We start from the raw sequence: 12,297 nt of genomic DNA, 5'->3' as shown, positions 1-12,297 counted from the left end.
TGTAATCGATGGATAACTTGTTTTTACTTATTTTATTGCCGTTAATAAGCGCATTGATTCTAACGTTTTTAAAGACCAATGCTGCAAAGTCTATTGCCTTGATTTTATCATTACTGTCTTTGGCTTTGACTATTCCTTTCCTTTGTACTTTTGACGCAAATGGCGGAATGCAATTTGAACAAAATTGGCTATGGATTTCTTCATTGCATATTCATTTTCATATCGGCGTTGATGGAATTAGCTTGCCGCTGATATTATTGACGAATGGACTGATGCCTTTAATTATTGCTACAACCTTTAAGAAGGATTATAAAGGAAACTTTTATGCATTAATGGCTTTTATGCAAGCGGGCTTATTGCTCGTATTTATGGCCTTGGATGCGTTTACTTTTTATGTGGGTTGGGAGATTGCCTTGATTCCGATTTATTTTATTTGTGCACTTTGGGGTGAAGGAGATCGTATTCGCGTAAATTTGAAATTCTTTATTTATACTTTTTTGGGGAGCCTTTTGATGTTGATCGGTATTCTTTATCTCTATCAACAAGTACCCAATCGTGATTTTGAATGGACTTCATTTATAGCATTAGATTTGGGGGAAAATACGCAGAGATGGTTATTTTGGGCTTTTTTTGTTGCTTTCGCCATCAAAATACCAATTTTTCCTTTTCATACTTGGCAACCCAATACGTATACAAATGCACCTGCAGCAGGTACGATGTTGTTGGCGGGTATCATGCTCAAAATGGGGGTTTATGGTTTAATGCGTTGGCTATTGCCTATCGCGCCAGCTGGTGTTGCTCTATACGGACATTTTGCAATGATCTTATGCGTTATTGGGATCGTTTATGCTTCCATTATTGCAATTAAACAAGATGATGTGAAGCGATTGATCGCATATTCATCAATAGCCCACGTTGGCTTAATTAGTGCTGGTGTCTTCACATGGAATACGAATGGCCTGAGTGGAGCAACTATTCAAATGTTAAATCACGGTATTTCTGTGATAGGGCTTTTTTATGTGTTGGATATTATACAGCAACGCACACAGACACGTAGTCTCACTGAGCTCGGCGGAATAGCAAGCAAGGCGCCTCGGTTGGCCATCTTCTTTATGATTATTTGTATGGGAGCAGTGGGGTTACCATTAACGAATGGATTTATTGGTGAGTTTTTATTATTGAAAGGCGTCTTTCAATATGGATTTTGGTTTGCGGTTTTCGCGGGTTTAACCTTAATTCTCGGTGCAGTTTATATCCTTAGGCTTTATCAAGGAACGATGCTGGGAGAAACGACCGAAAGAACTATACAATTTGAAGATGTAAAAGGAACGGAACTTATTGTATTGACAGTGGTCTCCGTATTGATCCTTTATATTGGTATATTCCCTAATTTCCTATTGAACCTTTCTGCAGGTTCTGTGGAAGTTTTAAGTACATTTTTAGGCAGATAATAGATATATTTAATTGTATGGGTGCAATAATTACACTTTCGATATTAGCATTAGTCGTCCTTTATCTTGGTTTATTCAAGATGAAATCTATGCTGCTGCCTGTTTCTATTCTTGGCTTCTTGGTCGCTATTGGTTTCTTATGGAATGACTGGACTTCTACCAGCGGACCTCTCTATAGTGGGATGGTTCATTTTGATCATTATGCTATTGCTTTCTCGGTCTTATGTATCGCGGTTACCTTGTGCATCTTTGTAATATCAAAGGGATATTTCGATGAGGAGGGACAAATTGCGGAGTATTATTCGTTATTGATTTTCTCCCTCACAGGTGCTGTTCTTGTGAATAGTTATCATAATTTTTCAATGCTTTTTTTAGGTATTGAAATTATGTCTGTAGCGCTTTATATTTTGGTCGGTATACGTAAAAGAGACAAAGCATCAAATGAAGCGGCATTAAAGTACTTTTTGATGGGAGCTTTCTCTACTGGGTTTCTACTGTTTGGTATTGCCCTGTTATACGGTGCTACAGGATCATTTGATTTAAGTGAAATCAAAAACTATGTTGTCAATAACCCGCAGGCAATTTCGCCTTTGTTTTATGGAGGTATATTGCTCCTCATTGTGGGACTGACGTTCAAGGTGGGGGCTGTTCCCTTTCATTTCTGGACACCAGATGTTTATGATGGAGCTCCGATACTGATTACGAGTTATATGAGTACGGTCGTTAAAGTTGCTTCTTTTGCTGGATTGTTACGTTTATTCAGTTATAGTCTATTGCCTTTACAAGATTTTTGGACTCCGGTTTTCTTAGTGATCGCCATTCTTACCTTATTTGTTGGAAATATTTCTGCATTAATGCAGTCTTCCTTCAAACGCATGCTTGCTTATTCAAGTGTTTCGCATGCTGGGTATATGTTATTTGCGATTGTAGCAGTTGGGGCTACTTCGGCTAATAGTATCTTTGCTTATGGCCTTGCCTATTCACTGGCAACCATTGTTGCCTTTACGGGATTGATCCTTGTCAAGAAAACGACTGGCTCCGAGCATTTTGAAGCTTTTAATGGCTTGGGCAAACGAAATCCTTTGCTCGCATTTGCCATCACGATAGCCATGCTTTCTCTTGCGGGAATACCACTGACAGCTGGATTTATCGGTAAGTTTATGATGTTTTCTTCTGTTATGGAAAATTATCATATTGTTTTGCTCGTATTGGCGGTAATCAATGCAGGCATTGCCGTGTATTACTACTTAAAAGTTGTCGTTGCGATGTACTTTAGAGACAGTGACGAATCCTGTGTCAATGTGCAGTGGAATTATTCATTGGTATTATTCCTTGCCGTAATGCTTACAATCTTAATTGGGGTATATCCAGACTGCCTTTTAAAATTAATATAAAGTTTCTGTTAAAATACTTGTTGTTTATTAGAGCATGGCGATTTCGCTGTGCTTTTTTTATTTTTATTGGTATAACTCTTGCATACAAATTGTATATTGTAAAAAAGAAATCCTATCAAATTGCAGATGGCGTTTAAAGTGTGTGTTAAATCTTTTTCGATTCATGTTTTATGTGTGTTACTTTTCTTCGTTATCTGCGGACAAGTAATTGCACAGGACTTTATTCGTGGAAAGGTTGTTGATGCACAAACAGGCAAGGGCATTTCAAGGGTTTCAATCAACTGGCTTGGGGAAGATAGTGGTGGTAGTAGTGATACCCTTGGGTATTTTAAGATTCTAGATATCAAGAAATACAGACAACTTGTATTTGGAGCAGTGGGGTATGAGCGGCGGACGGTGGATGTTCGTCGTTTACAAGATTCTATGCTGACGGTGCATTTAATTGCCTCGAATAATACATTAGAGGAGGTCGTGGTCAATCGAAAAAACAAAAAGCCTAAAGATCCAGCTATTGCACTGATCGAACAGGTGATAGCGCATCGACCACAAAATCATTATACCCGAATACCTGAAATTCGTTTTGACGAATACGAGAAGACGCAATTTGGTTTTGTCAATCCTGAGGATAAAGCGAAAAAATTTCCGAAACCATTCCGATTCCTCTTTGAAAATGTCGATTCTACAGCTTTTCGGGGGCAGACCATAGCACCCTTTTATTTGGAAGAAAACTATGCTAATATCTATTCGTCCCATAATCCAGATCGGAGTAAGAAGATTGTCATTAGCCACAATCAGACCGAATTAAATCCACGTTTTTTTAACAATGATAATTGGCAGACACGGTTTCAGACGATACTCCGTGATGTTGATCTCTATGATAATACAATTCAGATCACAAACAAAGGGGTCTTAAGCCCTATTGCAGCCGGTGCCACGGCATTTTATAAATACAAAATTCAAGATACGATTAAGATAGAGGGGAAGGATTATATTGAGCTCCATTTTGAAGGTAAATCGGAAATTGATCTGCTCTTCTATGGTGATCTACTAATCTCAGATGATACAAGGTATGCCGTTCATCGCGCGACATTGAATATCGGACGTACTGCAAATATCAATTGGATAAATGACGTGCAGATAGATCTCAGCTATAGCGAATTTAAAAACGGTAGCATGCTTCCCGTTCATGCAGACCTGAAAATGTTATTTGGCGGGAGCAAGTCGGATGTATTGTATGGGCGCAGGGAAACCCAATACTTAGGACATCGCACCGATTCTATTTCGAATGAGAATTTTGCGGGTGTACCTGTTGAAAAAAGGTATCTCCTCCAGTCCGCACCGCATGTACCCATAGGAGGGGTCAGACCAAGCCCATTAAGCCATGCTGAATTAGGGGCATATCAAAAAGTTGATTCGGTACAGAATATGCGTTCTTTTAATCAGTTAGTAGCATTGGGCTATTTATTGGCAAAGGGGTATTATAATGCCGGGAAAGTTGAGTTTGGTCCTCTGGAATATCTTTATAGCCGTAATAATTACGAAGGGAATCGTTTTAGGATGAGTGGTCGAACAACACGGTTGTTTTCGGAAAAGGCCTACATTGAAGGATACACAGCCTATGGCGATAAAGACAAAGCGCTAAAATACTACTTGAGTACGGCATTTACTTTAAATGGAGAACGTATTGTTCAGTTTCCGGCAAATTATTTGCGCTTTACCGTACAGCACGACGTTATGGAACCGGGGCGAGGTTTGGGTTTTTTAAAAGGAGATGGTTTCTTCCGTTCTTTTGGGAAAAACAGACCGAATAAATGGCAGTTTAATGATATCTATCGTATCGATCATCTGATCGAATTTGGGAACCATATTAGTGTAGGAACGGCATTTACACATACCCGCAGACAACCTCGCGGTGATTTGTTTTATATCAATAGTCTACCTTTACCGGATACAATCCGCCAAGTAAATACAAATGATCTACAGCTAATTTTGCGTTGGGCTCCGAATGAAGAATTTACTTATCATAATCTCGACAGGGGAACAGTAGAAAATAAATATCCCATTTTTACCCTGCAATATAATAAAGGCCTGAAAGGATTTTGGGGGGCAGATTATAGTTATGATGCGTTGCGGTTCAGTGTGTTCAAACGATTGTTCTTATCGCCAGCAGGACAGGCTGATTTTGAATTCTCAGGCGGGAGAATTTGGGGGAAACACCTGCCTTATACCTTACTGGAACTTCCAGAAGTCACTAAAGATAAGCAGGGCCCGTTGGTGAATTTTGACTTGATGGCTACCTCGGAATTTGTTTCAGACCAGTTTTTGAAATTGACTTATTACCACAATTGGAATGGTTTCTTTTTTAATAGAATTCCTTTGTTCAGACGGTTAAAGTGGCGTGAAGTAACAGGATTCAAGGCGTTTTATGGAAAGTTAAGCGATGCCAACAATCCCTTTGTTACGCCCGAAAATATTCAGTTTGAAGCGGACAAGGATGGTATTATTCAAACAAAAGCAGTGCGAAATAAACCTTATGTAGAAGGACTTGTGGGGGTGGATAATATCTTTAAATTGATTAGATTAGAGTATAAAAAGAGATTAAGCTATAAAGGCGGAGAAGGAGTTCCTTCTGATACTTTTACGGCATCCTTACATTTTAATTTTTAGCAATTATGGTTCAATATTCAAATTTAAAGTATGCCATTAAAGATAGTATTGGCTATGTCATCATTAATCGCGAGCCGCAACTGAATGCCTTAAATCAGGAAACGCTTGATGAATTGCAAGATATCTTCAAACATTTCAATTCCGATGATCATGTAAGGGGTATTATCCTGACTGGCGCCGGACATAAAGCATTTGCCGCGGGCGCGGATATCAAGGAATTTATGGATTTGTCTGTGATTCAGGCGCGATGGCTTAGTGAAAGAGGGCATATTATCTTTACGGATCTTATCGAAGGTTCTCCTAAGCCAGTTATTGCTGCTATAAATGGATATGCTTTAGGCGGAGGGCTGGAGATGGCTTTAGCTTGCCATATCCGTATAGCTTCTGAAAATGCCAAAATGGGACTTCCGGAGGTTTCTTTAGGCCTGATTCCGGGTTACGGAGGTACGCAGCGTTTGCCCAAATTGATCGGAAAAGGGCAGGCTATGCAAATGATTTTAACGGGCGATATGATTGATGCGCAGCGAGCTTATGAACTAGGACTGGTCAATGAGGTGATCGCACAGGATAAACTAATTGCCCGAGCGGAGGAAATACTCCAAAAGATATTTACGCGCTCGCGCGTTGCAGTGGCAAATGCTATTGCAGCTATTAATGCTGCTGAGGATAGACAACAAAACGGAAATAAGTTGGAAATGGATGCCTTCGGACATTTGTTCGGGACAGAAGATTTCAAAGAAGGTGTTTCAGCATTTTTAGGGAAAAGGACACCCAATTTTGAATAATGCCGCAATACTTCGCTAAACGCTATACCTTGTGTATTGGCAGGTTTGAGTGTCGATGAAGAGTGAGAGATAGCCAAGAAAAGATGTTCGAATGGAGAGCTAATCGTTTATAACCAATCGTTTAGAGGTGACTGGTCTAGATGGCATATGAATCCGAAGGGTTTAACCGACTTTATTTTTGATATTTTTTGCGATATTCTTGTGGCGACATTTTCATTTCTCGTGTAAACGCTTTTGAAAAATGAAAGGGATCATAAAAGTGGAGTTTGAATGCGATTTCTTTAATCTTAAGTAGTGTAAATTGTAGGTAAGAGCAAGCTCTTTGCATACGGAGTTGATTGTAATATACCATGGGTGGGTAAGACGTTTTCTGCTTGAACAAGTTTATAAGATGTGATTTGGAGTAGCTGAAATGTGCTGAAATATCATCCAGATTGATATCGTTCTCCAGGTTGTCTTTCATAAATATGATGATGTCCTGTATAATATTGTCTACTTGAATTCGGTTACTTTCTCTAAACTGTGCCTGATATTGAATGGAAGCTAAAAAATATTGGAAGCAAAAACTCGTATACTCCAAATTTTCTGGACTGTATCCCATTTCGAGGTTTTTGTAGATGCTTTCGAAGAGTTGGATGCGGTTGGCATGTTTGTTTGAATCCGCGTCATCTATATGAATCACTTCGCCCATGATATGTTTAAAAAGAGCCGCATCTGTCCCGATGAAATGAATCCAATAGATGCTCCAGGGATCATTTGATTTTGCTCCATAGCAATGTGCACTATCTCTCGGTATTATAAATACATCGTTTCTTTTAAGGTTGTGCGTTGTTTCATCCTGTTTTATCCAACCACTTCCTTCTTCGCAATAAATCAGAATATATTCCTTACATCCTTCTTGACGATCACGGTAGTGTTTTTTTGCATTGGGATAATAGCCGATATGTGTGATGTGTAATTTTGATGTAATGCTATTGTCTGCCAGGTAATTGCAGACGGCATAGGGAAGGACAATCGCCTTTTCTCCTTTGAATCCTTCAGCGATGACATCTTGGTTTTGTTTCATAAATCGAGCTTGTTTTTGGTTATCCTTATAAAAATAGTAATATTTTACATGTTTATCGTGTTCACTTACATGATTCTCCCCAAGTAATCCATTACTTTTACCTAAGTAAATCTAAATATGTAAACTCTTATGCAAAAGACTGCGACGACCTATCTGCTATTGATCACTTTTGTGGCTGCTATTGGTGGATTTCTATTTGGATATGATTGGGTAGTTATTGGAGGTGCGAAACCATTTTATGAGGCTTATTTTCATTTGGAATCCGATCCTGCATTGCAAGGATGGGCCATGTCTTCGGCGATTGTGGGAAGCTTTGTTGGTGTACTGCTCTCGGGGGGATTGGCAGATCGCTTTGGTAGAAAACCACTGATTTATACAGCTGCAATTTTATTTATAATTTCTGCATTGGGAACCGGCATGGCGTCCGAACTTGACACCTTTATTATTTATCGGATTTTGGGCGGGATAGGTATTGGTGTAGCCTCCAATTTGGCTCCGATGTATATCGCGGAAATCGCCCCTGCAGAAAGTCGGGGAAAATTTGTATCAGTCAATCAATTAACCATTGTACTGGGCATACTTACAGCACAGGTGGTTAATTGGCTCATTGCTAAGCCGGTTTTAGCTGGAGAATCTATTCTAGAAACCTGGAATGGGCAAGAGGGTTGGAGGTGGATGTTTTGGGCAGGTGCGATCCCAGCGGTCTTTTTTTTGGTATTACTTTTCCTGATTCCCGAAAGTCCCCGTTGGTTGTATTCGAAAGGGAAGCACGAACAGGCAAAGCGCGTGTTTTTACGCATGGGTGGAGATGAATATGCAGCAGAAAATATACGATCTATTGCCGAGGCGGCTGAGCTAAGTCAGGGTAAAGCTCGAAAAAGAAATTTATTTCAGGGCAAGTTGCTGCGCTTGTTGTTGCTAGGGAGTTTTATTGCGGTCTTTCAGCAGTGGTGTGGGATTAATGTTATTTTTAATTACGCCCAAGAAATTTTTACGGCTGCTGGATATACAGTTTCGGGGATGCTTTTCAATATTATTATCACTGGAGTGATCAATGTAATTTTTACATTCATCGGCATGTATCTGGTCGATCGAATTGGTCGTCGTGCATTGATGCTCTTCGGATCGGCAGGGCTTTTTGTGATTTATATTGCCTTAGGAGCTTGTTATTATTTCAATTGCAGTGGAATTTTCGTGCTTCTGCTTGTGTTAGCCGGAATTGCGGTGTATGCAATGACCTTGGCACCTGTTACTTGGGTAATCATCGCCGAAATATTCCCTACCGCTGTAAGGGCGCAGGCCATGGCGATTGCGACATCGTTATTATGGATTGCATGTTTTGTGCTCACTTATACTTTTCCTTTACTGAATCAAAATCTGGGCGCAGCTGGTACATTCTGGCTGTATGGTGGAGTCTGTTTTATTGGCTATCTGTTTCTGTGGAGCCGACTGAAAGAGACCAAAGGAAAAAGCTTAGAAGAAATTGAACAAGAACTGGAAGGATAATTGGCACCAGGATAATCAACTCGACCTATATAAACCTATTAGCGTATTAAGAAAATGACAGAATTGACTCGTTACCTCATAAAATCAACAGTTGACCAGAAAGGGATCGTAAAAGCATGGGAGGAGCAGGTTGCAATTCCAACATACGAGATTGGGACGATGGAGAAGAATCCCATATTTGCCGAAAAGCGCGTATACCAAGGTAGCTCAGGGGTAGTATATCCTTATCCGATAATAGAGAAAATTAGCGATCAGAAGCGAAACAAGATATATCAAGCGCTATTTCTTGAAAATGAATATATCAAGGTGATGATTCTTCCAGCTTTAGGTGGACGGGTTCATATGGCTTATGATAAAGTTAGAGAACGACATTTCGTTTACTATAATGAAGTTATCAAGCCCGCTTTGGTTGGGCTCACTGGTCCTTGGATTTCCGGAGGGATTGAATTTAATTGGCCCCAGCATCATCGACCGACTACTTTTATGCCAACAGAGCATTTAATCGAACACAACAGCGATGGAAGTATTACGGTTTGGTGCAACGAAATCGAGCGTATGTTTCGGATGAAGGCCATGCAGGGATTTACTTTGCATCCCGACAAAGCGTATCTGGAAATCAAGGTTCAGGTGTATAATCGGACAGCATTGCCACAAACTTTTCTGTGGTGGGCCAATCCGGCTGTTGTTGTGAATGACGACTATTATTCCGTGTTCCCTCCCGATGTCAATGCCGTTTTTGATCATGGAAAGCGAGAGGTTTCTTCTTTCCCGATTGCTACGGGGACCTATTACAAGTACGATTACTCGGCAGGTGTTGATATTGCGCAATACAGGAATATTCCTGTTCCGACATCCTATATGGCCATTCAATCGAAATACAACTTCGTTGGCGGCTATGAGGCCGGTGCTACCAATGCGGGGATGTTACATGTGGCCGACCATCACATTTCACCGGGGAAAAAACAGTGGACCTGGGGAAATGGTGACTTTGGTGTCGCTTGGGATAGAAACCTGACAGATGAAAATGGACCATATATTGAATTGATGGCTGGTGTATATACAGATAATCAGCCTGATTTTGCTTGGTTACAACCCTACGAAGTGAAATCCTGGTCGCAGTATTTTATGCCTTACGCAGAAGTCGGACAGGTGAAAAATGCAACAAAAGATGCGGTGCTCAATATGGAGGTTAGGGAGCAGACTGCTCACATTGTCCTGTATACAACAGGGACGTATGAAAGTATACGTGTTTTGTTACGTAATACGGCCGGTACAATCTATTTGGACGAACAAGTGACTTGTTCTCCTCGGAATATTTATACCCAAAGTGTTGCTGGATTGGACAGTGTACCAACCGAACTCATATTGACTGTGTATGATAAAAATAACCATGAAATATTGGTCTACCAGCAAGAACAGCTGAAGGATGCCGAAGATATACCCAAACCAGCACAGGCAGCATTGCTGCCTGAAGACATTTGTTCTATCGAAGAATTGTTTTTGACAGGACAGCATCTGGAGCAGTACCGACATGCAACTTATAATCCATTGGATTATTATAAGGAGGCTCTGCGACGTGAACCGAACGACATCAGATGTAATAATGCAATGGGCGCTTTTTTGTTGCGGAACGGTAAGATAGAGGAGTCCATTCCTTATTTTGAGACCGCGATCGCTCGCGCTACCGAGCGTAATCCCAATCCTTATGATGGAGAACCTTATTACAACCTTGGTGTAGTTCTGCAATTATCTGGGGATCTGAATGGAGCTTATGCAGCTTTCTACAAAGCAACATGGAATGCCGCATGGAAGGATTCTGGCTATTTTGGTTTGGCACAAATTGATGCGAAGAGAGGCGATTGGAAAGCTGCTTTGGAAAAAATAGATCACTCATTGAGCAGAAACTGGTATCACCATAAAGGAAGACAGCTGAAGGCCTCTATTTTAAGAAAACTCGGAGCAAAAGATGCCGCTTTAGCATGTATTCAAGAATCAATGGAATTGGATCCGTTTAATATGGGCTGTCGATTCGAATGGTACCTGTTAACACAAGAAGAATCGATATTTTCTCCTATTCTCGATTTAGCGCGCGTTAATATTCATAGTGTGATAGAGTATGCATTGGATTTTGCTCATGCCGGTCTGTATGAAGAAGCATCTTTACTCCTTGAAAAAACCATTGACGACGTAACCTTAGTTTACCCAATGGTATATTATACACTAGGTTATTTCGCAACTCATTTGGGCTTGCATGACAAGGCAAAAACTTATTGTGACCAAGCCGTCGTTATGGATCCGACTTATTGTTTTCCAAATCGTTTGGAAGAGATTGCAATTCTCCGACATGCCATAGTTTTAAATAGTGCTGACGCAAAGGCCTCGTATTATTTGGGCAATCTTTGGTATGGTAAAAGACAGCATCAGGATGCTGTTGACTGTTGGGAGCATGCGATCCAACTGGATGGACAGTTTCCTACCGTTTATCGTAATTTGGCCCTAGCTTATTATAATCGGATAGACAAGAAGAAAGAAGCTGTACCCCTATTGGAGAGCGCATTTTCATTGGATGAAACTGATGCACGTTTACTCATGGAGCTCCATCAGCTCTACAAGAAGGAGGGACGCTCTTACAAAGAAAGGTTGGCGTTACTCGATCGATATCCGGATTTGGTGAAGCTTAGGGATGATCTATTCTTGGAGCGCATCACCCTGTTTAATCTCTTGGGCGAATACGAGAGCGCGAAAACGTTGCTTGCTTCCCGGCAGTTTAAGCCCTGGGAAGGAGGAGAAGGTAAGGTCTCTCGTCAATACACCATATGTCAGCTGGAATTGGCCAAAAAATCGATACTGCAAAATGAACTGCAGCAGGCGCTTTCCTTACTAAAGGCGATTGATTATTATCCACATAACCTTGGTGAAGGTAAGCTGATTACAATGGAAGAAAACGATATTCACTATTATAAGGGACTTGTCCATCGTTTATTGGGTATGGACGAAGAAGCTAAGGTTTATTTCTATAAAGCAACAGAAGGTGCTGATGAACCCCAGCAGGCCCTTTTCTATAATGATCCACAACCAGATAAGATATTTTATCAAGGTTTAGCCTGGCATGAGCTTGGTGATCCGGTGCGAGCTGAACAACGTTTTCAATGTTTAATAGATCATGGAAAGTTATTTATTGACAAGACCTTTAAAATAGATTACTTTGCAGTTTCCTTGCCTGATATGGATATTTGGGAGGAAGATCTGGATCATAAGAATATGATACATTGTCTGTATGTCATGGGATTGGGGTATTTGGGGAATGGAGATCGTACTTTGGCAATGGATTATTTGGCACAAGTGCAGCAGTTGGATCCCAATCACCAAGGGAGCCAGGCTATTATATATTCTTTCTTAGGTGAAACTTCTTTAAAGAATTAATTTCA

The 12,297-nt window shown here is 40.5% G+C and carries 7 protein-coding genes; 6 read left to right on the top strand and 1 reads right to left on the bottom strand.

From position 1 onward, the window contains the following. Positions 1-8 precede the first annotated feature (8 nt). From M2419_RS26610 to M2419_RS26595, 4 genes are all read left to right on the top strand, one after another. Positions 9-1,451: a NuoM family protein gene (locus tag M2419_RS26610; RefSeq protein ID WP_153844497.1), complete on the top strand. Its 1,443-nt coding sequence runs from the start codon at positions 9-11 to the stop codon at positions 1,449-1,451. Positions 1,452-1,468: 17 nt separating this feature from the next. After that, positions 1,469-2,845: an NADH-quinone oxidoreductase subunit N gene (locus tag M2419_RS26605; RefSeq protein ID WP_259256243.1), complete on the top strand. Its 1,377-nt coding sequence runs from the start codon at positions 1,469-1,471 to the stop codon at positions 2,843-2,845. A 174-nt stretch (positions 2,846-3,019) separates the two neighbouring features. After that, a complete protein-coding gene (locus tag M2419_RS26600; protein WP_194932823.1) occupies positions 3,020-5,512 on the top strand; it encodes a DUF5686 family protein in 2,493 nt (830 codons plus the stop codon). A 5-nt stretch (positions 5,513-5,517) separates the two neighbouring features. Further along, positions 5,518-6,297, top strand: a complete 780-nt coding sequence (locus tag M2419_RS26595; protein ID WP_153844494.1) for an enoyl-CoA hydratase/isomerase family protein — start codon at positions 5,518-5,520, stop codon at positions 6,295-6,297. A 172-nt stretch (positions 6,298-6,469) separates the two neighbouring features. Here M2419_RS26595 and M2419_RS26590 read toward each other — a convergent pair whose 3' ends face one another. Then, positions 6,470-7,363 carry an AraC family transcriptional regulator gene (locus tag M2419_RS26590; protein WP_153844493.1) on the bottom strand — a complete coding sequence of 298 codons (894 nt, stop codon included), beginning with the start codon at positions 7,361-7,363 and terminating at the stop codon, positions 6,470-6,472. Positions 7,364-7,492: 129 nt separating this feature from the next. Here M2419_RS26590 and M2419_RS26585 point away from each other — a divergent pair, with 129 nt between their 5' ends. Both M2419_RS26585 and M2419_RS26580 read left to right on the top strand, forming a co-directional pair. Next, positions 7,493-8,869 (top strand): sugar porter family MFS transporter, encoded by a 1,377-nt coding sequence (locus M2419_RS26585; RefSeq protein ID WP_153844492.1) that lies wholly within the window; start codon positions 7,493-7,495, stop codon positions 8,867-8,869. A gap of 54 nt (positions 8,870-8,923) precedes the next feature. Further along, positions 8,924-12,292 carry a DUF5107 domain-containing protein gene (locus M2419_RS26580; protein ID WP_259256242.1) on the top strand — a complete coding sequence of 1,123 codons (3,369 nt, stop codon included), beginning with the start codon at positions 8,924-8,926 and terminating at the stop codon, positions 12,290-12,292. The last annotated feature ends 5 nt before the right edge of the window (positions 12,293-12,297 follow it).

Source organism: Sphingobacterium sp. BIGb0116, from assembly GCF_024808035.1.
GTDB lineage: Bacteria > Bacteroidota > Bacteroidia > Sphingobacteriales > Sphingobacteriaceae > Sphingobacterium > Sphingobacterium paramultivorum.
Note: the sequence above shows the minus strand (reverse complement) of the source record. Positions and strands in the feature narration are given on the sequence as shown.